Annotated in this window: 15 protein-coding genes; 7 read left to right on the top strand and 8 right to left on the bottom strand. The window is 47.4% G+C overall.

The features are described 5' to 3' along the window. Positions 1 to 75: 75 nt before the first annotated feature. The gene (locus NJR55_RS05370; protein WP_110013507.1) at positions 76 to 732 is read left to right on the top strand and encodes an epoxyqueuosine reductase QueH; all 657 of its coding nucleotides are present in this window, start codon (positions 76 to 78) and stop codon (positions 730 to 732) included. A gap of 74 nt (positions 733 to 806) precedes the next feature. On the opposite strand, the gene NJR55_RS05365 is transcribed toward NJR55_RS05370, so the two are convergent. From NJR55_RS05365 to NJR55_RS05355, 3 genes are all read right to left on the bottom strand, one after another. Continuing rightward, positions 807 to 2966, bottom strand: coding sequence for a TonB-dependent siderophore receptor (locus NJR55_RS05365; protein WP_253618511.1), 2160 nt, complete (start codon positions 2964 to 2966; stop codon positions 807 to 809). A gap of 72 nt (positions 2967 to 3038) precedes the next feature. Further along, positions 3039 to 3509 (bottom strand): hypothetical protein, encoded by a 471-nt coding sequence (locus NJR55_RS05360; protein ID WP_253618510.1) that lies wholly within the window; start codon positions 3507 to 3509, stop codon positions 3039 to 3041. Then, on the bottom strand, positions 3509 to 4654 hold the full coding sequence (locus NJR55_RS05355) for a PepSY-associated TM helix domain-containing protein (RefSeq protein ID WP_253618509.1): 1146 nt from the start codon (positions 4652 to 4654) through the stop codon (positions 3509 to 3511). The genes NJR55_RS05360 and NJR55_RS05355 overlap by 1 nt, the downstream gene beginning before the upstream one ends. A gap of 110 nt (positions 4655 to 4764) precedes the next feature. On the opposite strand from NJR55_RS05355, the gene NJR55_RS05350 reads away from it, so the two are divergent. The 3 genes from NJR55_RS05350 (at position 4765) to NJR55_RS05340 (ending at position 9820) form a co-directional block, all read left to right on the top strand. Continuing rightward, a complete protein-coding gene (locus NJR55_RS05350; RefSeq protein WP_253618508.1) occupies positions 4765 to 6912 on the top strand; it encodes a TonB-dependent siderophore receptor in 2148 nt (715 codons plus the stop codon). 328 nt (positions 6913 to 7240) lie between these two features. After that, entirely contained in the window at positions 7241 to 7450 is a 210-nt protein-coding gene (locus tag NJR55_RS05345; RefSeq protein ID WP_054490405.1) for a cold-shock protein, read from the top strand. A 204-nt stretch (positions 7451 to 7654) separates the two neighbouring features. Further along, positions 7655 to 9820: a S46 family peptidase gene (locus NJR55_RS05340; RefSeq protein ID WP_253618507.1), complete on the top strand. Its 2166-nt coding sequence runs from the start codon at positions 7655 to 7657 to the stop codon at positions 9818 to 9820. Between the two features lie 80 nt (positions 9821 to 9900). On the opposite strand, the gene NJR55_RS05335 is transcribed toward NJR55_RS05340, so the two are convergent. The 3 genes from NJR55_RS05335 to NJR55_RS05325 are packed head-to-tail and all read right to left on the bottom strand — an operon-like array spanning position 9901 to position 16359. Then, a complete protein-coding gene (locus tag NJR55_RS05335; protein WP_253618506.1) occupies positions 9901 to 11010 on the bottom strand; it encodes a cytochrome-c peroxidase in 1110 nt (369 codons plus the stop codon). A gap of 2 nt (positions 11011 to 11012) precedes the next feature. Then, positions 11013 to 13649, bottom strand: a complete 2637-nt coding sequence (locus NJR55_RS05330) for a TonB-dependent receptor plug domain-containing protein (protein WP_253618504.1) — start codon at positions 13647 to 13649, stop codon at positions 11013 to 11015. Beyond that, positions 13621 to 16359: an Ig-like domain-containing protein gene (locus tag NJR55_RS05325; protein ID WP_253618502.1), complete on the bottom strand. Its 2739-nt coding sequence runs from the start codon at positions 16357 to 16359 to the stop codon at positions 13621 to 13623. The genes NJR55_RS05330 and NJR55_RS05325 overlap by 29 nt, the downstream gene beginning before the upstream one ends. A 175-nt stretch (positions 16360 to 16534) precedes the next feature. Between NJR55_RS05325 and NJR55_RS05320 the strand changes: the two genes are divergently transcribed. After that, the gene (locus tag NJR55_RS05320) at positions 16535 to 17371 is read left to right on the top strand and encodes a putative RNA methyltransferase (RefSeq protein WP_253618500.1); all 837 of its coding nucleotides are present in this window, start codon (positions 16535 to 16537) and stop codon (positions 17369 to 17371) included. Between the two features lie 3 nt (positions 17372 to 17374). Further along, entirely contained in the window at positions 17375 to 18508 is a 1134-nt protein-coding gene (locus NJR55_RS05315; RefSeq protein ID WP_253618498.1) for a GNAT family N-acetyltransferase, read from the top strand. On the opposite strand, the gene NJR55_RS05310 is transcribed toward NJR55_RS05315, so the two are convergent. Further along, complete coding sequence (locus NJR55_RS05310) at positions 18505 to 20280, bottom strand: SLC13 family permease (protein WP_253618496.1); 1776 nt, start codon at positions 20278 to 20280, stop codon at positions 18505 to 18507. The genes NJR55_RS05315 and NJR55_RS05310 overlap by 4 nt on opposite strands. A 269-nt stretch (positions 20281 to 20549) precedes the next feature. Between NJR55_RS05310 and NJR55_RS05305 the strand changes: the two genes are divergently transcribed. Further along, a complete protein-coding gene (locus NJR55_RS05305; RefSeq protein ID WP_253618494.1) occupies positions 20550 to 21551 on the top strand; it encodes a Vgb family protein in 1002 nt (333 codons plus the stop codon). A gap of 161 nt (positions 21552 to 21712) precedes the next feature. Here the strand turns inward: NJR55_RS05305 and NJR55_RS05300 are convergent, their stop codons facing one another. Next, positions 21713 to 22543: a DUF4198 domain-containing protein gene (locus NJR55_RS05300; RefSeq protein WP_253618493.1), complete on the bottom strand. Its 831-nt coding sequence runs from the start codon at positions 22541 to 22543 to the stop codon at positions 21713 to 21715.

Genomic DNA, 22543 nt, shown 5'->3' with positions numbered 1-22543 from the left:
CATCAAGGTTTGTGGTTTTTGCCCCCGCCTGTTTGAGTTATAATTCGCACAAATTTCAGCCGCGAAGAGAGAATTATGGCTAGAAACAAGAAAGAATCCATTGTTTTGGAGACCCCGACGGGGTCTGATCATGTGCTGTTGCATTCGTGCTGCGCGCCATGTTCAGGCGAAGTTATGGAGCGCATGGCGGAAGCTGGCATTAAATTTACCATTTTCTTCTATAACCCGAATATTCATCCGGAAAAAGAGTATCTGCTGCGTAAAGAAGAGAACATCCGTTTTGCTGAGAAGCTGGGTGTCGACTTTATTGACTGCGATTACGACTCTAAAAACTGGTTCGAACGGGTTAAAGGCCTGGAGTGGGAACCGGAGCGCGGTGAGCGTTGCACCGAATGTTTTGATATGCGCTTTGAGCGTACAGCGCTGTATGCCCATGAAAACGGTTTTGACACCATTACTAGCTGCTTAGGTATTTCACGCTGGAAAAACATGGACCAGATTAACGACTGTGGTAAGCGTGCGGTAGCGCCATATCCGGGTCTGCATTACTGGACTTTTAACTGGCGCAAACAAGGCGGAGCGGCGCGTATGGTGGAAATTGCCAAACGTGAACGTTTTTATCAGCAGGAATACTGCGGCTGTGTTTACTCATTAAGAGACATGAACCGCTGGCGCCTGAAAAATGGTCGTGATCGCATAGAAATTGGCGTTCAATACTACACCAACGAATAACTCCCACCTAAAAAAAAGCCCCGGACGCTGGGAAGAGAGACGCCCGGGGCTGCACGTGAAAGCTATAAATCTTATTAAAACTGGTAACTTAGAGACGCTGAGTAGTTTGCTGGCGCGCCGTAATAGCCTTGCGCCCAATATAAGCTATTGAGGTACTTTTCATCAGTTACGTTATAGCCGTTAACTCGCACCGATAAAGCATCGGTGATTTGCCAACTTGCCATTAGGCCTAACCGTCCGTATGCGGGCTGGCGAGTTATGATCGCCTCTCCTGCATTGCTATACATAGATCCGACAGTACCCTGTACTCGACTTGTTTCGTCCTGCCACTGATAAGTTGCGCCCAATTTTAACTGTGGTAGCTGTGGGAATTGATAAGTCAATGACGTCCGGAATAGTTTTTCCGCGGTATAGTTCTCAACTAACTCATCGCCGTCGACATCAAATACAGTTGCGGACATTTGACCTTGTAAGCCTGAGACAATTTCTCCGGCCAGTTCCATCTCCAGTCCCTCGCTGCTGATACCGTCGGCAGCGCGATAAACTGGTTCGGGTAGTCCTGTTTCTGGATTAATGGCATCCCCGTCACCGACAGCTAAGTTTTCTTGATCAATATGGAAGTAAGAAAGACTCAGTAACGCGCGCTGATCAAAGAGATCTGCTTTCAATCCGATTTCAGAGTTCTTACCGGTCAACGGTTCCAGGCGTTCAAAGTTTTGGTCGCGCTCAGTTTGAGCTAGGAATGTCTCAGTGTAAGATGCGTAGGTCGTTAAGGCATCATTGATAGCGTAAGTCACCCCAACATAAGGAATGAATTTTGCGTCATCGCGCGATTGATCAACTCCATAACCTACGCCCTCGGTTGTGAAGTCGTTGTAGCGTCCTCCAAGTAGAACTTTTAAATTCTCGCTAAGCGCTAGTCGAGTCTGTGCGTAAACGGCCTTTTGTGTGTTATCCACAACACTTCCAGCCCGCGAATCGGTGAATTCAGGTAAAGGAGTATCTCCATCCCAGTCTTTAAGAGACGGCATAGCGGGGAAACCATTTCCGGTATGGTAGTCATAAAGGGAATAATCGACATAGTCTAGACGAGAGTAGTTAGCACCTACTACTACCTCATGTAATTGACCCCAGGCTGCAAATGAACCGCTAGCGTACAGGTCGAAGGTGTCTTGCTTATCATCCAGATCGTATTCACTGCCATAACCAATAAGTCCCAGTCCCGTTTCAGGATCAAGACCGACTTCTGAGTCAGCTAAATAAGTATAAAATAACAAGCTGTCCTCGTCGGTGCGCACTCGATTGTAGGCTGCGCGTAATGTCCAGCTGTCGGATAGTGCAGTCTCAATATCGACAAAACTGCGGCTCTCGCTAACTTCCCACTCCGACCAATCCGCTGCGACATTGGTTGATTCGTCGAAGTTAGTTGGAGTGCCGTCGCCATAATAAAGGGTTAAAGCGCCCCACATATTGCCATCGGTGTGACTTTTATGTTCGCTATGCCCTACCGTTAGAAGTGTATTGTCAGACAATGCGAAGTCGGCAACGCCATAGAACAATTTAGTATCGTTTTCATAACGATCTAAGTAGGATTCACCGCTATCAGTTGCACCGACAAAACGAGCCCTGATTCGATCATTGATTTTGCCTGATGCGTCTACTTCCAACCGCTTGTTATCCCAAGAGCCAAGACTACCTTCAAGACGAATCTGAGTGTCTGATGTCGGGCGTTTGCGAACCATATTGACTGTGGCGGCGGGGCTACCGACACCAGTCATAATACCGTTGGCACCGTGAATTACCTCTACACGCTCATACAATGCTGTATCAACTCGTCCATGCGTATTGCTATTGATCAGCGGAAGACCAAGCCCGTCAATTTGAAAGTTGTTGAGTTCAAATCCTCTTGAGGTGTAATAAACACGGTCAGTTTCCACGTTTTCCACATTGACTGCCGCTGCGCTTTCCAGCACAGAGTTAATGTCATTGAGACCAAAGTCTTCAATTTGTTGACGTGTTATGACGGTAACCGCTTGTGGAGTTTCTTTAATGGTTAGACCTAGCTTTGTTGCACCATCTGCATCAGAGCTTCGGTATCCATCTTGTTCCTGTCCGGTGACTTTTAAACGTTCTATGACTTTATCTGTTTGCTGCGGCTCTTCGGCTACAGCGGTTACGGGTAAGCCAAGGGCGGCCAGAATGCTAGCCGCCAGAACAGTCTTTTGAATCTTCATTATTCCCCTCAAATATTAGATGCGAGCTAAATTGATGGGAATTCTAAATGAAAACGATTCGCGTTTAAAGTGTTATTTAACCCAAGTTTCAGGAAGTTCCCAGCCTGCCCTGTGAACCTCGCCATTCCAGGTTTGCAGAGTGACCCAAACGCGTTGCTGAGGTTCAAGTTTTTGTGGTGCTATGGCATGAACATGCTGCAGTAATTCACTGCCGTGCAAAATGCCGACGTCATCTTGTTGCAGTTCTTCAATAGCAATTGGTTCCTCGCCAATGTTCACGTAACCCTGACGAATATCGCCGACTTTTCCTTCGTTAACGTACGCTGAAAAGTCTTTCACCCAGTCCTCGTGGTGCGCATAGGGCGCTTCATTATTTGCTGGTTGTAAGGCTACTTTAAACGGACCTACGGCTTTTTCATCCCAGACAGGAGGCAGCTCGGGTAGCTGCAGTTGCTGATACAGAAAGTAAAAGGGCAGAATAAGAATTAAACCACTGAGTTTAAATTTATTGCGGTTCCAGAAGGTATTTTTACGGCGCGCCATTAATTAGCTCCTTCATTCTGTAACGACTCTTGCAGCGGTGTGCGTTTAGCTTTTGCCGCTTTCACCGTGCGAGAACCCCAAATCAAAAATCCGGTAATGGACATAGCCGACAAAATAAGTCCAAAAATAAACCAGATGGCTTTAGTCCAGATACCACCAATAGTGCCGTAGTGCAGCGGATCAACGATATGCTGAATGGTCTGTATTGCATTCATATTGTCTGGTGAAACAGCTCGGGCTATCTCACCATTCCAGGGGTTAATATCCAGCCTGTAGGAGTATTGGTCGTAGAAAATGAATTCGCCACCGCCCATAATTTTGAACATGTCACGGTTATGCTCAGGCATCATAATGAAGCTGGGGCGGATATCGGGGAAGCGCTGCTCCGCTATAAGCAAAGCGTCTTCAAAAGACACTGGAGCTTGTGCTTTTTCTCCCATAGGAATGTCAGATACTTCAACCAGCGGAGCGTGTTCTTCAATATCAATATCTGCGTGCCAGAGCACTTGCTGGGTAAAGTACCAGAGGCCAGTTAAACTCATGACAATTAGGAACCAAATGGACCAGGCACCGCCGTGTTTGTGTAAATCGGTTAGCAGCGTTTTTTTGCCTTGTTTAGCGCGAATTTTAGGTTGTGAGTAGGCGCGCCAGAACCTTTTATAAATGACCAGACCAGTAACCAGAGCACCAATCATGACAAAGGACATGGCGGATACTAAATAATAGCCAATGCTGTAGCCGTCTTGCCAGGGGAATAGCAACCAGCTATGCAGTGAGCGCATAAAGTTAATAAAAGTAATGCCCTGATTAACTTCCTGAATTTCGCCGGTGTACTGGTTTACATAGGCAATGCCCATCGGGATGTTTTCATCGGAGAAAACGACGGCGTTAATAATATAAGGCTCGAAAGTCATTACCGTCGTAACGTTGGCCGTTGGAAACTGATCTTTGACGGTAGCAACTAGCTCCGAGATAGGTTGAGCAGGCAAATTGTCTGGATTAACCGCTCGCGCATTTTCGTTGAACAGCCAGGTTAGCTCGTGACTGAATACGGCGATGGTACCGGTAATGCAGATAAAGCAAAACAGGATCCATATTGGCAGCGAGCACCACCCATGTAATTTAAACCATTGCCTTTGCGTCATTCGAACTCCCCCGAGAAATTTTCCGAAATGATATTGTAAATACGAACAATTATCAAATACAATGTGCCGATAACAATTCTCATTTACATAGTGTGGTCGGGAGACAATTCATGAAGGCATTTGCCAGAAATTTAATAGCAACAGCGGTAGCATCAGTGCTGTTAAGCTCCGCTGCTGTGGCAGCACAAAACGAAGGTTCTGCTGAAGAAAATAAAGAACAGGCAGGAACGCAGGAAAAGATTTTTGAACACATTAAGGTTACCGGCAGTTCATTAGATCAGGCGACTACGGCAACAGGCTTGCCGTTAACATTACGTCAAACTCCACAGTCGATTTCTATTATTGACCGTACCTTTATAGACAGTTTCTCGCTCGATACGGTTGCCGATGTGATGCAGTTTGCTCCGGGTATTCAGGCTCAGCAGGCAGAAACGGATCGTTTCTTCTTCCGTGCCCGTGGCCGTAATGTAACCAACTTCCAGTTTGACGGTGTGCCTATTGCGTACAACAGCTTCTTTAGCGAAGCATTGGCTGACTCCGTTATTTTTGAGCGAGTTGAAATTGTGCGTGGCGCGACAGGTTTGTTAACCGGTGCAGGCGAACCTTCCGCTGCAATTAACCTTATTCGTAAGCGCCCGAAAGCTGAAGATGGTGGTTACGCTAGTGTCGGTTTGGGCTCCTGGAGTAACTACAGAGTGGAAGCTGATCACTCTCAAACTTTGTCGGAGGATGGAAACGTAAAAGGACGCGTTGCGCTTGCCTATGAAGAGGGTGACAGTTACGTCAATTTATCCGAGAAAGAAAACGCCCAAATTTACGCTGTTGTGACTGCCGACTTAACGACTCAAACGCGTTTAACCATGGGGGCTGATTACAGCGAGCGTAACCCCAAAGGAAGTATGTGGGGCGCACTGCCTCTGTTTTATGACGACGGTACACAGGCTGACGATTTGCCAGTTAGTACGACAACAGCGTCACCTTGGAATAGATGGGATAGAGAAAGCACCAGTGTATTCGTTCAGTTAGAGCATGCTTTTGATAATGGCTGGGATATCCAACTGGATGTTGAGCGTCGTGAAGATGATATGGACGGATATTTGTTGTATTTCTCCGGTTTTCCGAACAAAGACACCGGACAAGGCTTAGGAACGTCGCCGAATCATTATGTTGCTGAACGCGAGCAAACTTCATACCGCTTTTTAGCGTCGGGTCCTTTCGAGCTATTTGGTCGTGAGCACCAATTAACAGCCGGTGCTCTGAGCTCTGAACAAAATGTTGACTCTGTTTCTTATAGCAGTGCTGATGCCATAGACGTCCCTAGCCTGTTTGACTGGGGAAATGGGGTCGATCCTATTAACTTCAGCGACACTCCGGCATATGGAACTTATGAATCATATAAGCAAAAAGGCATATACGCGGCGGCACAATTGAGTTTAACGGATGACTTAACTGCTATTCTAGGCAATAGAATTACAACCTATGACACTTTTGTGCAATCACCCTGGTCGCCAAGCGATTATAAAAACTCGGGCGTTAACACGCCTTATTTCGGGCTGGTTTATGATCTCACAGATGCCGTCTCAACCTACGCCAGTTACACGGAAATTTTTAAACCTCAAAGCGCGCGAAATGCGGACAATGAGCTCATTGGTCCGGTGGAAGGCTCAAACGCAGAGCTAGGCGTTAAAGGTGACTTCTTTAATGAAGCTTTAACAGCCAGTGTTGCCGTCTTTAAAGTGAAAGAAGATAACCTTGCAATTAATGATCCCGATAATGCGGACTTCCTACCAGGCACTACTATCCAGCCGTCTATCGGCGTTGATGGTGCCGAGAGTGAAGGTTATGAGCTTGAGTTAAATGGTAAGCCAACCGATTCACTGAATATTTTCTTTAGTTATACGCACAATGAGTCGGAAGATCGTGATGGTTCAGACTATGCGCCTTATTTACCCGAAGACATGGTGAAAGCGAGCGTACTTTACACTGCCACAGATGCATTGAAAGTAGGTGTGAATGCAAACTGGCAGAGCAAAATATCGTCTAATCCGAATATAGGCCCAAATGGCGAAACCTTTACTCAGGACAGCTACACCGTCGTGAATGCCATGGCTAACTATAAGCTAAGCCAAAATTGGGATCTGAGCTTTAACGTCAACAACCTGTTTGATAAAAAGTACTATTCCAGCATCGACTTTTATAACCAAGGATTCTTCGGCGCTCCGCGTAATGTGGAACTGAGCGTTAAATACGCTTGGTAAAGGTAAGCGTTTTTGTTTTGGAAGGGGCGGTGCTTTGCACTGCCTTTTTTCTTGTTACCCGCTTATATGCCGGCGCTCCAGATGACAGAGAGCAACTATAAAGGAAATTTATAAAATAAATGAAAACTATTATTTGACATTATATGGAATGTGCGTAGAGTAGCCGGTGTTGGATAAGAAACAGTTAGTTAAACACTCCTCTACGTCGCTTTATTCTTAGTAATATCTTCGTCCTGCAGTTTTTAGTTTCATTTTTTACCCGCATGATCATCGCAACTGGGAACGCCCAGAGCGATTACTTATTTTTTAAAATTTCAGGATATTTATTATGTCTAATACAGTAAACGGTGTTGTTAAGTGGTTTAACGAAGCAAAAGGTTTTGGTTTTATCGAGCAGAAAGGCGGCGCAGACGTGTTCGCTCATTTCAGCGCGATTGTTAGCGATGGTTTCAAAACGCTAGCCGAAGGCCAAAACGTTTCTTTCTCAGTAACTCAGGGTCCTAAAGGTCCTCAGGCTGAGAACATCCAAGCAATTTAATTTGCATGGATTAAGCTTCTAAGTAAGCTAAAAATTATGAAGAGCAGCCCACGGGCTGCTTTTTTTGTGTCTGCGTTTTACCACTCTACGACTGTTATTTTGTAACATTACTTGTCTGATTATTGACAAGTTTCGGCAAGACTATGACTATAGCTTTTATCAGAGGTTATTGTTCCCTCCCTAACAATTAACAGAAGAGACACTATGAAAAAGTTACTGATTGCTTTGTCTGTAGTCAGCTGTTTTGCGGCAGCCGATGAAGGTATGTGGATGCCCAAACAGTTACCGGAAATTGCCGATAAGCTGAAGGCGGCAGGTCTGACTATTGATCCTAATGATATTTCTAAATTAACCGAGTTCCCCGCTGCTGCTATTGTCAGCCTGGGCGGATGTTCGGCCTCGTTTGTGTCACCAGAAGGCTTAGTGGCAACCAACCATCATTGCGCTTACAACAGCATTGCTCATAACTCGACACCAGAGAACGATTTGCTTGCTAATGGCTTTTTGGCCAAAGACTTAAGTGCAGAAGTACCTGCGGCACCGGGCAGCCGCATTTTTGTGACCAAAGCGGTCGATGAAGTCACTAATAAGGTGATTGATGCCAATGTAACCGAGTTAACGGGCAAAGCGCGTCTGGACGCGATAGAAGATAACCAGAAAGCTTTGGTGGCAGAATGTGAAGAGGACGAAGGGCATCGTTGCACGGTAGCTGCATACTATGGCAGCCTCGAGTATTACTTAATTAAACAGCTGGAAATTAAAGACGTTCGCTTAGTTCATGCACCAGCAAGTGGTGTGGGTAAATTTGGTGGCGATACCGATAACTGGATGTGGCCACGTCATACTGGCGACTACAGCTTTTTACGCGCCTATGTCAGCCCGGAAGGTGAGTCAGCGGATTACAGCGAAGACAACGTACCTTATAAACCCGATTACCACTTAACTATAGCCAGTGAAGGCCTGGAAGAAGGCGATTTTGTTATGGCGCTGGGCTATCCCGGCCGTACCAACCGTCACCGCCTGCCGTCTGAAGTAAAAGAAACCTTTGAATGGAGCTATCCTAAAACAGTTGAACAGTTTCAGGATTCACTGGACATTATTGCGCGGGAAACCAAAGACAATAAAGACGCAGAGCTTAAATACGCCAGCCGCGTAGCGGGCCTGAATAATTACCTGAAAAACCGTCAGGGAATGCTGGACAGTTTTGCGAACAGCGATTTGTTAGAGCGCAAGCAGCAGGAACATAAAGAGCTGACCGCCTGGGTTAACAGCAGCCGCGAGAATAGAAAGGCCTACGCTAACGACCTTAAAACCATTGAAACCTTATTACAGGAACGTCACGCTCAAAGTCGTGCCGATTATTTGCTGAATAACGCCACTCCGCGTCTGCTTATGGTTGCACGTGCTGTTTACCGTCTGGCTCAGGAAGGTACTAAGCCGGATGCTGAGCGTAAAGCGGGTTACCAGGAACGCGATGTGCCGCGCTTTGAATCATACCTAGCCAGTATGGAGCGTAACTTTGACTCAAGCGTTGAAAAGGCTCTGGACTTGCATAACCTGAGCAATTACATGGCGCAGCCAAAGTCAGATCGTGACGCCGCTTTTGATAAAGCTCTGGGCTTACGTGACGGCATGAGCGAAGAACAACTGAGCAACTTAATTGACAGCTGGTATGAAGCAACCGGTTTAACCGATTTGGATAGCCGCATGGCTTTGCTGGACTACAACCCAGAGCAGTTTGAACAAAGCGACGATTCGTTCGTGAAAGCCGCTGTCGCTTTATACCCTTCTGACTTAGAAGAAGAGAAAGAAAGTGAAGAGTTAGCCGGCAAAATTCAGGACGCTTACGCCAGTTATATGCGGGCAAAAATTGCTTTCATGAAAAGTAAAGGTCAGGCTGTTTACCCTGATGCCAACAGCACGTTGAGAATTACCTACGGTAACGTTGCTGGCCGTGCGCATGGCACGGAAGACGGTAATGCCTGGGCACCTTTTACAACGTTGCGAGGCGTGACAGAAAAAGCCACGGGTGAAGGCGAGTTTAATGCGCCGCAAGAACAACTGAAGGCGATTGAAGCAGGTGACTTCGGTCCTTATGAAAAAGCGGATTTAAATTCTGTACCTGTGAACTACCTTGCCACTTTGGATATTACCGGCGGCAACTCGGGTTCTGCTGTTCTGAACCATAAAGGCGAGTTTGTCGGCCTGGCTTTTGACGGCACACTGGATTCAATTATCTCCGACTGGGATTTCAACCTGGAGAACACCCGTTCTATTCAGGTAGATGTCAGATACATGCTGTGGCAAATGCAGTATGTTGATCACGCAGATAACGTATTGCGTGAGTTAGGTGTCAGTACAAGCCAGTAGTTACTATTTAACGTATTAGCTATAGCAAAACCACCATCGTTAATTTTTAGCGATGGTGGTTTTTTGTTTTTTACGCATAGCTACAGCACTTCTAAAAACTCCATCAAAGCTTCGCGCTCTTCGTCGGACAATTCAAACGGCGTGAGTAAATTACTGGTAACAGGGTAAGCCTTCTCGGGAGCCAGAGACTTCGGGCGCTTAGGGCGAGCACCACCGTGTTCGTACATGCGAATAATGCCTTCCATTTGGGTAAACAGGCCATTGTGCATCCAGGGTTTGGTTTCCATGACATGACGTAGGCTCGGTGTTCGGAAACGCCCCATATCGTCAACGTTACCGGTTACTTCGTAGCGGCCTAAATCTTCAAAGCGACGACCAAAATAGTGTAGCCCTGTGTTATGAAACTTATTGTCCGACAGCAATGCACCGTTATGACAGTTAATACATCCGGCTTTGGTTCGATATAGGTGCAAGCCGTGCAACTGTTGAGTGTTTAGTTGCTCTTTCGCTGCTTTTTTATCACCGGACTCAACCGCTTTAATAAATTTATCCAGAGGGTTTGCCGGGGAGCGAAAGGTTTGCTGGTAAATTGTCAGCGCATCGGCAACGTTACTCCAGGTCTTTGGTGCATCAGAGTAGGCTTGTTGCCACAAAGATGCGTAGTCCTCGTTTTGTTTCAGGTAACTAACGACCTTTTCGGGTGTATGCGCCATTTCTACGGGATCGGTTAAAGGACCGAGTGCTTGTTCCTGTAAAGTTGCGGCGCGACCATCCCAGAAAAATGACTGCCACAAATCGACATTCATTAGCATAGGAGCATTGCGGCGTCCTTTTGCCCGACCTACACCCTCTGATACAGTGCGTTCGTCGCCGCGGTGTTGCGAAGCTTTATGGCAGGAAGCGCAGCTAACGCTGCCGTCAGCCGATAAGTTCGGATCATGAAATAGCTTTTTCCCCAGCTTAGCTTTTGGATTCTCTAAACTGCTTTTAGCTGCCGGTAGCGGCTGTAAGTCTTCTTTTGCGTGCTCAGCCCGTTCTGGCCAGTTTGGGGTGGGCTGTAAATAAGCATTCCAGAGCCATTGATTTTTGCTTTTTACAGAACAGTTTACTGGGTTAGCAGCTGCCACACTCTGCATTGTCAGAAAAAGGCTCAGTATCATCACACCGAGCCGGAGGGCGTTTTTATACATAGTTAATCCATGGTGTAGCTAAAGCCGACCCAGTAAGAGCGGCCTGTTTCAATACCGGCTTGTCCGTAAGTAATATGGTGGGTACGGCTATTCAGTAAATTATCGACTTCTAAAGTCAGCTGCAGAGCCCGGTCAAATAATGGCACGTCGTAATGTATGGCGGTGTTTATCAATGTCCGCGCGGGCAGCTCAGTTTGAACAAATAACGGATAAGCCAAGTCAATATCACCACAATCAGTGCATACTTCACGTTTATCTTCCTGATAGAAACTTTGTGTGTTGACAGCGCTTTCATAAGCTCCCTGATAGCTTATGTTTACGGAGGTACGTAAGGCTTCGGTCCATTCGCTGTGTAAGCTGAAATTGGCTGTTAACGGCCGGCTGAAGTCCTCATTAAGCCGGGTAAGGTCATCCTGACTAATGAGTTTGATGTCCCGGCTGCTGCCTGTACGGGCACTTCTCAGGGCCACAATTTCATCTTCGGGTACCAAATCAACGCCGCTGTCATAGGATTCAGAGCTGGTCAGGTTGTCGCTCCAGCTGGTGTGGAACCAGAATTCATGCTGGTTCCAGCGATACTGGTATGAAAGCGTTAAACGCTCGTAGGTGCCCTTACCACCGTTAACCTGCTCAACAAAAGTGAGACCATCCTCTTCAAAGCTATCTCCCCGCGCTAACTGATCACGTTGCCAGCGTTTGACGCCTTTTAGCGACAATAGTCCGCCGAAAAAGCGTTGTTTCCATGCCAGACTGAATTCGTCGCTGTAGGGAGTACTGACGTTGTTGAATAAATAACGGAATCGGGGTACTTCGTTTGAGGTCTGCCAGTCTCCGACAACACCGGCATTGATACTGCGAAGTTGCGTAATATAAGGGCGGCGGGCCTCGCGCAGTTTGTAAGTTATAAGATTAGCGTCGTAGTATCGGTTAACCCCAGCGGTGAGTAAGGAGTCGCCATTACCAAAAAGGTCGTAGCCCAGCTGAATTCGCGGTGCAATATCAATATTTTCAAGAAAGTCGTTGTAGTCGGCGCGCAGCCCAAGTCGCAAACGCAGATTATCCCACTCCACCGCGTCGTCAACGTAGGCACTCAGCTCCTTCATTTCGACGCTGATGTTTTCTATTGGATAAACACGACGATAACGGAAAAATTGTCCTCGAGTTTTTAGATTTTCACTGTAGGCCTGTAAATGCTCAGGGTTAGAGAGATCAATGTTGCCACCCAGGCTATCGGCTAACTCGTCCAGCGGCACATGGTAAGACTGCTCGATACAATCAAAGTTATAACCACGACAATATATATTGGCGTCACGGTACGGTCCGTTATAAACCAGTCCGGTGCGGTTACGCAGCCTTTCAATGGTTGTCGACTGCGCGCTAAACCCCAGGCTTAGATCATGGTTGGCACCAATCCATTGGAAAGGTTTGTATTGAGCATCGGTGTTCCAGTTACCTGAAGTCTGGGTTTTATCGAGGTTGCCGTAGCCTCCCTCGACACTAAATGGCGTTCCGCCGGAATCGATTCCCCAGTCTTTTCCTGCAGCTCTGTACCATGGTCTGAATGCAGGAAAAGCTGAGCGACTATTTTCACTGTAGCTATAACCCAGGCTGGAGGAAATTGACCAGTCACCCAGAGTGTCTTCAATCGAGACTTTGGCTTGCCGACCTCCGCCTTCTAAAGAAAAGTCGGAATCTTTAATATCCGTTAGAATATAATCTCCTTCATAAGGAGAGTAACTGACACTGGCGGATAGTTTATCGAACCAGCCGTCTGTCCAGTTGTAACTGAGCATTGCGCTGACGGAGTCTCGCTTTGTGGTAACCGGTTCCAGTAATGAAATCTCCCCAATTTCGGAAGTGGTTTTGCTGGCGGATAACATAACTGAGTGACCGGGGGCCAGCGGAATAGAACCCGTTACTGATACGGTTTGCTTGGAAAAGTCCGGCAACTCAACCTCGACAGGTTCGTAATCCTCCGGCTCTTCCTGTAAATCGGCGCGATTATCAATGTACTGATATTGGTTCCAGTCACTTTTTGACGTTCTCCAATTGATTTTTAGCCAAGGAGTTTGCTCTGCATCCCGACTCTCCACGTCTACCACGCCACCACTGAAGCCGCTGAACCGAGCCGGAATGTTACTGTCGTAAACCGTAACCTTGCCAACCAAAGCCTGATTCACAAAAAATGCCTGCGGGTGTCCCTGAACATCATTTATCGACGACGGTGAACGGTTGGATGAGTTCGGATCAATACGCGAGTTATTGCTCATCCCATCAAGGTAAAACCCGGTTTGCCAGGGTTTAGCTCCCGAAATTGAAATCAGCTGACTCCGAATTTCAGCCTGCTGCTCCACGGCAAAGCTGTCCTCACTAACCTGAACGCCTGGTAAAAATGTCAACATATCGGTAATGTTGCCGTTACCTTGTGAACGGTAATCGAGAAACTCACGAGACAAGTCGTAACGGCCGGTTAAACCAACGGCTTCAGGAAACCAGCGGTAACCCACTACCTCTATACGTTCAAAGTCCTCTTCCTTTGTCTGCTTCGCTTCCTCTTCTGCAGCCACAGCATTTATGCACAAGCTGCTAATGGCGAAAGCTTGAATAAATTTAGCCCAGGGGCATTGGATCGATTTCATCGGGTACTCCATCGCCGTCGGCGTCATTGTCCAGTTGAATGTCACTTTGTTCGATTTCCGCGTCGCTGGCGTTAACTGAGATAAAGTTAGCGAGCCCATCGTGGTCAGTGTCTACTGTTGCTATGGGGCTATTCGGAAAGTCATCCTGCGTTGCTTGTCGTTCAGCAATAAGGCCCAGCCATTCAAGCTGATCTGACGCGCTTAAGTAGGAGTTTTCGAGCAATGTCCGGGCATCTTGGTAACGGCGTGCATAACTCAGGTTATCGACTACATCTTCGGCTAAATTGATTTGCACGGGGGCGGGCTGATTATTAAAGCGTTTAATAATCTCCGTACTGAGTTGCTTTTCAATACTACTGAAGCGTTGATAGAGCTCAGAGTAATTCGCCTCGTTGTAGGCTGTTTTCCTCAGTTGAGGAAGTAACGCGTCCTGCTCTGTTAAGCTAGAGGTGTTGTAGTCGTCTTTGACTAACGTTCGGTGCAAAGTCAGCAGTTTCTTTAATTCTTCTTCGGTATCTTCTGGTGGCTCGTCAGAGAACCAGGGGCTTACCATCTGTTGCAATAAAACATAAGCCGGTTCGAAGTTATTTAAGGACATGCGTGCAAACAAATAGTCACGTTGTTTGGCCTGCAGTTGACTTTCATCCTCAATCTTGTCAAACAAAACGGTAGCTTCGTTCAGCAATGCAATGCTTTGTTCGGAGTTGCCAATCAGTTGGTACAGCGTGGCTAAATCCATGTAGGCGTCAAGAAACCGAAACGCGTCATCTTTAGCTGCGTTAGCGGTGGGAAACTTGTTATCGACGATGGACTGGCAGGCTTGCTTGAGCGTATCCATCAAATCAGTGTCGTCGACTTTTTTTACATAAGACCAGTACTTAAGACACCCGCGCGTGCCGGTGATATATAGTGTATTGCCTTGTTGGCTTAAGTAAGTGGGGTTTCGTAAAATATTAATGCCCCGACGCAGAACTTGTTTTGCTTCGCTGATGTAACCTAATGTAATTAGTTGACCGCCAAAGTAATCTTTACCCACAATACGGCCAGAGTATTGTTCCTGCAGTTCTCTCAAATTATCGCCATATTGCTGCTCTATAATGGTTATGGCATCGATTAAAGAGCCGCCTCTAATGACTGTCGCCAGAGCTTTAGCTTCTTCCGCGGCATCAATAACCCGATCGTAGGACGACATCTCCGGCTTCACTAACTGTACGGCAAGGTTAGGTGTGTTCGGGTAAGTCAGCTCCATTAAGCTTGCGATAATAGCCAGTGGATACTGGTATTGCTCAATTGACCGTTGCGCGTAGTTTTTAAGAGGATAGTGGTGTTCCGGGTCGTAAGTTGTGTCGGTGTAATAGGAGAAAACATAAGCGAGTAAATCTTTAACTTTGTCTGTTGCTCCCAATGAGTAATAAAACTCAGCAGCTTGAGCGACATACATAGGTCCGAGTTGATAAAAACGCTCCCCTTTATGTTCTCCCGTTTTTACAAATTGATAGCCTGTTTCTTTAACAATACTTGCGAAACGATCAGTTGAGGCGAGTGCTAACTGGAGGTCCTGGCTGGAATTAGTTTGTAGGTATGTTTCGACAGTACTGGAGGCCTGGTTCCGGGCTGCGGTAACCATGTTTCCAAAGGCACCTTGATATTCTTCGTCCGCCCCTCCAATAACTTTCGTGAAGCTCTCCAGCTGGGTCGTGACCTTATCGGCGCCTTCGCTGTCATTTGCCCCGTTCATATCGTTTAGTAGCGTCAGCAATACACTTGCATCAGCCTTTGATATATTGGTGATCCCGTTATCAACAATGTAGTCTGTTTGATATTGAAGTGATAACAGGCGATGTGTACTAGCTTTATCCGGTTGATTACTCTGTTCATAAGCTAGAGCAACCTTTAAATGCGCCTGCGCAAGCGCTTGCTGTGAAAAGATTTTTTGTTCCAGAATTTCATCTGATTTTTCCGTTAAACCTGCTTTAACATACCCCTGAGCCAGTGCGATATAGCTGTTTTGTGAAACAACGTCGTCATTAATGCTGTCTGTAATTTGTTCTGCTTGCTTTAAATGTGATTCACTTGAGTGATAGTAGTAAGCCGCTTTTTCTTCGTTCGTACTGTATGCAGGTTTAAGTTCAATGGCTGCTTCTGATTCTGCCAAACCATCTGAAATTAAGACAATAAAGCTGTCGTTGGGCAGGCTCAGTCCGTCTAAGTGGTAACTGAAGCTGCCTTCCTGGCCTAAGCTGACATGGCCCTGTTTGGGCTGGCTTACCAGCGAGAAAATAATATCGTCGCCGTCAGGATCGTAGGCTTCTATCTGACCTACCATTTCGTGATCTGCGCTAAGTGAAATGGTTCGGCTGATGAACCGGGGCGCGTCATTAACTGGGGTAATAGTGAAGCTGAATCGATAACGGGTATTGCCCGCTTCCACCGTTGCGCTATCGTTGCCATTATAATCGGCTTCCGGTGTAAAGGTTGCTGTGTTATTGCCTAATGTTAGCTGTCCATGCCGGGGCTGATTAATAATGATGGCGGTGTCGCTAAAGTCTAACTGAGTTTGCCAGGAGGTGTCTTCAGCTAATGTGGCGCTAATGTCTTCGTTGGCAACATCACTGTCAGTGCCGCCGCAGGCGCTCAAGAGAATCAGGGCCGCTGAGCAGAGAATTCCGTTTCTTGCTGTCATTTTTATTCCATTGTTCTTGTCTCGCATACAAGCCTCCTAAAATCCGGCTTTGGATCTTAATGCGAATTGTTTTCATTATCAATAGTGTTTGTGATTAAACTTTTCTCTTTTAAAATCTCGAAAAGTTTGGGAAATCGCCGCTGGCAGAAAAGTAAGCGGAAGAATAAGATGGTCGGAAAATAGCGCTGCAAAAGTAGATGGTATGCCAATAACAAAAATATTCGCCTTACGTTGCCCGATAGAGCAGTCACCTTTGCAGTTGGTGGACGGCAGCTGGCGCTGTGAAAATGGCCATAGCTATGATGTGGCAAAACAGGGATACGTGAATTTGTTGCCAGTGCAGAATAAGCGCTCGAAAGATCCCGGCGACAGCAAAGCCATGGTGCAGGCACGGAGGGAGTTTCTGGAGCAGGGTTACTACCAACCTCTGGCTCAAGTTTTAGCTGATACGGTGTTAGCACAGGGCGAGCAGGCGGTGCTCGATGCCGGTTGCGGCGAAGGCTACTATTTACGCTACTTGGTTGAACAGGCTGAACAGAAAGGTACTGATTTGAGTGTGGCCGCCCTGGATATTTCAAAATGGGCAGTGCAGGCTGCGGCAAAACGCGATAAACGCCTGAGCTGGATGGTTGCTTCCAATAACTCTATTCCACTGGACGATAACAGTGTAGATACCATTTTGTGCGTGTTTGGCTTCCCTGTTGAAGCTGAATTTAAGCGGGTTCTAAAGCCCGGCGGTCGGCTCATTATGGTAGACCCGGCTGGTGATCACCTAAAAGAGCTAAAAGCTATTATTTATTCTGAGATAAAAACAAAGTCAGATAATCTGCCTGTAAACTCAGAATACTGGTCTTTAGCATCAGAGCAGCGTGTGACTTTCCAATTTGAACTGAATAATAACGAGGCTGTTCAAAACCTACTCACCATGACACCACACCTATACCGTAGCAGCGCCGCAGGCCGCGAAAGTGCCGAAGCTCTCAGCTCTTTACAGCTGACCGCTGATGTCTGGGTGCGGGTTTTTACTTTAAGCGCCTAACGCATGCGAGCAGTTATTCACTCAACAATCACCACTGTACCCAAGGCTGACTGGAGCCGCTTATTTGGTAGTGATTACCCTTTTACGCGCTATGATTTTCTGCTGGCGCTTGAGCAGGGTGGCAGTCTTGGGCTGCAGCGTGGCTGGTTACCGCAATATGTTGTTGTTTATGATGATAATGACACCATGGTTGCGGCTATGCCGTGGTTTAAGAAAACGCATTCTTATGGTGAGTATCTGTTCGACTGGGCCTTCGCCGAAGCCTTTGAGCGCTATGGTTTTCAATATTACCCCAAGCTGATTAACGCAATACCTTTTACACCATGTCAGGGGCCTCGTCTGGCTATTAGCGAGGGCGTTAACCGCGGCGAGATCCTGTCTATTATTGAGTCTGAGTTGTTAAAGCAGCATGACGTCAGTAACTTGCAGAGCTTGTACGTTGAACCTGACTTAAGCTGTGCTTTAACAGACGAAGGTTGGTGGCAGCGCTTCGATATTCAGTTCCTCTGGCAAAACCGGAACTACGGCAGTTTTGATGACTTTCTAGCGGCTCTGGTGTCGCGTAAGCGTAAGTCGATTCGCAAAGAGCGGCAAAAAGTATCGGAACAAAATGTGCAAATGCGAACCTTGCAGGGTAATGAGCTGACTACGGAGTTTTGGCAGCAATTTACTCTGTTTTACCAGCGTACTTATTTAAAACGTTCGGGACATGGCGGCTATTTAACCCCTGCTACCTTCAAACTCTGGGCCGAACATTTAGCCGATTATATTGTGGTATTCGCTGCCTATAAAGACGACAACATGCTGGCTGCTTCTTTGTGCTTTAAAGGCAAAGACACACTTTACGGACGCTACTGGGGCTGCCGGGAAGAGCTTGAATTCCTGCACTTTGAAGCCTGTTATTACCAGGGAATTGAGTTCTGCATAAACCACGGGCTACAGTATTTTGACGCGGGAGCTCAGGGTGAGCACAAATTGCATCGCGGTTTTGAGCCGGTTCTGCGCGAAGGCTTTTACCGTTTTATGGAGGCGCCTCTTAGCGACGCCATTGAGCAGTATTGTCAGGATGAACGCAGTGCGTTACGCGAACACTTGAAAACACTGCAAACCTATCTGCCTTATAAAGTTATCGATTAATACAACGGCCATACCAGCAGTATCATGACCAGCGCCACCGTTGACACTAGCAGGGACAACGGCAGGCCAAGCCGCCAGTAGTCGCTAAAGTTGTAACCACCCGGCCCCATAACCAGTATATTCGACTGGTGGCCGATAGGGGTTAAGAAAGGCACCGCGGCACCAATAGCAACCGCCATTAAAAACGGGTCCATACTGGCACCGAAGCTGCTCGCCATACTAATGCCAATAGGGGCCATAAGTACTGCTGCCGCGGCATTGTTAACAATGTTGGATAGCAGCATAGTGACTATTAGCAGTAAGCCCACGGCGACAAAATCGGGTGATCCCTGACTCACATAAAGCACCGCATTGGCAATGGTGTCGGCCGCACCGCTGCGCTCCAGTGCAGAACCCAGTGGAATGGTTGCGCCCAGCAGAACAATAATAGGCCAGTCTATGGCGTCGTAGAGCTCTCGCAGAGGCAAAATATTGGTAATAACCATAAGGCCAGCGGCAAGAGAAAAAGCAACCGGCACCGAGATAAGACCGAGCGCTGCTGCCAGAATCGCTGCCGAGAATATTCCCAATGGCTGTATCAGCTGTTTCGGTGAGCCCAGTCGTAAACTGCGTTGAGCCAGAGGGAAGCAGCCAAAACGTTGAAATACGTCATTAAGCACTTCAGCGTCGCCCTGTAGTAATAAAACATCGCCCGGTTTAAAGCGAATATTTGCCAGTTTTGTCCCCAGTTTTTGACCTTCCCGGGCTACGCCCAGTACGTTTATACCGTAGCGGCTGCGTAATTTTATGTCGCCAGCCGAGCGGCCGATAAGGCGCGAGTCATGTCCGACAATGCCTTCAATAACGGTAATGTCGTCGGATTTTAAAAAGCGGTCATCAATTTCTTCTTCGGCATTGAGCTCCAGTCCGGTTCCGTCAATGACTTGCTGGATGGTTTCCGCATTGGCTTCAACTATTAACACGTCTTCAGCTTTCAGCCGTAAATAACGCGCCGGAGCGGACCAACGCTTTTCACCACGTTGAAGCGCAACAATAACAAAGTCTTCTTCGCTGCGGTTTTCCAGTTCGTACAGGGTTTCACCGACAAAATTGGAACCTTCAGGTACGTAGAGTTCGGTCAGGTAGCTGCTGACATCATACAGCGATTGCGATTTTGACTTTCCGGCTTTTTCAGGCACCAGCCAGTGACTGAGTAGCCACATAAAGAGCAATCCAGCTATGGCGATGCTGAGGCCAACGGGCGTAAATTCAAAAATACCGAAGGACTCACCCATTGCGTCGCGGCGAATGTCGGCAATAATAATGTTCGGCGGTGTACCCACCATGGTAATAGTGCCCCCCAGTAAGGAGCCAAAGGCCATAGGCATTAGCACTTTGGAGGGGTTATTGCCGCTGCTGCGGGCAAGTTGAAGGGCGACGGGAATCATAATAGCCATGGTGCCGGTATTGCTGATAAAAGCCGAGCAGACCGTCGTGACTGAGGTCAGAGCTATCATCTGTACCCAGCGTTTATCGCCAATGTTTTTCATGGCTGAGGCAAGGGCGTCAACTACACCGGAACGCCACAGTGCCTGGCTGATTATTAGTACAGCAGCCACGGTAATGACGGCAGCGTTACCAAAACCACTGAATACTTCTGCGGTTGGCACCAGACCAAGAATAGCTGCGGACAATAGCGCCATCATGGCAACCAGGTCGTAACGCCATTTATCTATGACGAAAAGCACCAACATGGCAATTAATATGATTCCGATAAGCCATTGATCCAGCATGTAAGACGCACCGTTTAGTATTGAAAGGTTGAAGATTGCACAGTGTTGGGTTTGAAGCAATAGCGTCTATACTGATAAATCAGTTAGTTGTCTGACATCCCATTATAGTAGCCTGACGTTTACGTCAGGAACGATATCTCACCTGACATGAATGTCAGGCTACCTATAACGGGTCGATATCCCATTGTAGTAGCCTGACGTTTACGTCAGGAACGGTATCTCACCTGACATGAATGTCAGGCTACGAAATTATTTACGGAGGCCATAAAATGAAATACTTAAGCTTAACAAGTGCGGTAATCATTGGCCTGGCGGGAGTAAGCAGTACGCCGGCTAACAGCGATGACCACAAAGACAGTGGACTGGCTAAAGCGGAAGTTCAGGAGTGGCAGGTTCCCTGGGAAGACTCCCGGCCCCGTGATCCCTGGGTACATAATGACACTGTCTGGTTTGTGGGCCAGGGCAGTGATTATACCGCCACCTTTAACCCGCAAACCGAAGAGTTTAAACGCTACGATCTACCCGATGGCGCTGGCCCGCATACCGTTATTGTCGATGATCGTGGCGCTTGGTATACCGGTAACCTTATGAACCATATTGGCTTAGTTGATCCAGCTTCAGGCGACATTAAACAGTATGAATTACCCGGAGATGGAACGCGTGACAGCCACACCATGGATTTTACTAGCGATGGTAATATTTGGTTTACGGTGCAGGGTGGTAACCAAATAGGCTTTCTGGAAACCGATGACGGTGAAATAGAGCTTTGGGATGTGCCCACAGATTCCGCCCGACCTTATGGTTTAATTGTCGAGAACGACAAACCCTGGGCGACGCTCTTTGGTACCAACAAGTTGGCGACTGTAGAAAACGGGAAGCTGCGGGAAATTGAGCTGGATAGAAAGGACAATCGTCCACGCCGGCTTGGTATGACCGACGACGGCATCATTTGGTATGTAGATTACAACAAAGGGTATGTGGGTAGCTACGATCCGGCTAGCGGTGAGAATAAAGACTGGCGGGCTCCGGCTGAAGAAAATTCTCGGCCTTACGGTATGGCGGTTGATAAACGTAATGACGTCTGGTTTGTAGAAACCGGTGTGCAGCCAAACCGGCTGGTGGGCTTCGATACTGAAACCCAGGAGTTTTCAGAGCCAATTGAGCTGGAGAGTGGCGGCGGTACCGTTCGTCATATGTTCTATGACGAAGCTAACGATTCCATTTGGTTCGGTACCGACGCCAACACCCTGGGAGTGGTTCGTCTGCAGTAGCCTGACGTTTACGTCAGGAACTATATCTAACCTGACATGAATGTCAGGCTACGACGATGCCTGGGTTCGATGTCTCACCTGACATGAATGTCAGGCTACGACGATGGCAGGGTTCGATATCTCACCTGACATGAATGTCAGGCTACTTCAGATGGCACAGGTTACATAGGCAGAACTTCTAATACGGCAACGTAAGAGCCCTGGCGTTTGGTAGCCGGGGCTTCGCCGTTGTCGTCTGCGTATTCTGCTTCTAACCAGTACATGCCAGGCTCATCCAGAGTGAAGGTGACCTCGCCCTTCTCATCGGTTGTTAACTTGGTTGGCTCTGCCTGATCGCGGTAACGCTCTCCGCCTTTTACCAGGAAAACTTCAGTTCCTGCGGCTGCGGCGCCATCAATGTTGAACTTAAAGGTAATGTTTTCACCGGTGTATAAATCGTTCGGGTGAGTTACTGGTTCAAGTTCCAGACCTTTACCTGTTGGACCCAGAGTGTCATAAGTTGGTGCGCCAGAGGTTACAAATGTCTCAACACGACGTGAGCGCTCACTAACCTCCAACTCTTTAGCGTCCTGTGGAACTTCTTTGTAGAAGTCTTCATTGGTTTTTTGCGCGCCACGTGGTGGCCAGTACTGACGTTCACCTTCGTCATCCACCCAGCGAGCGGATAAACCTGAACTGGCTGAATAAATGGTATAAGTACCTTCTTTTTCCAGTTCAATATCAAACACCGAGCGATACTTGCCTTTATGACCATTCTCCAGAGTCACAGCAGAGCCGTCTGGCGCCATGGCTTTTACGTATTCTAAGCTAAGCGGGTAGTGATCTGGATAAAAAATGCCATTGGCGATAGCGGCATCAAAAGTCACCCATTCGGAGTCGCCGGAAACGACGGTGGCGCTGGGTTTAATCCAGACCCGGTGAGCTTCACTGCTGGTGCTGGCAAATAAGGTCAGCACAGCCAGGCTGGTAGTAAGTACAGAAGATAATTTCAT

The sequence above is a fragment of the Idiomarina rhizosphaerae genome (genome assembly GCF_024159085.1).
GTDB lineage: Bacteria > Pseudomonadota > Gammaproteobacteria > Enterobacterales > Alteromonadaceae > Idiomarina > Idiomarina rhizosphaerae.
The sequence above is the reverse complement of the archived record's forward strand: the minus strand, read 5'-3'. Positions and strand labels throughout refer to the sequence as shown.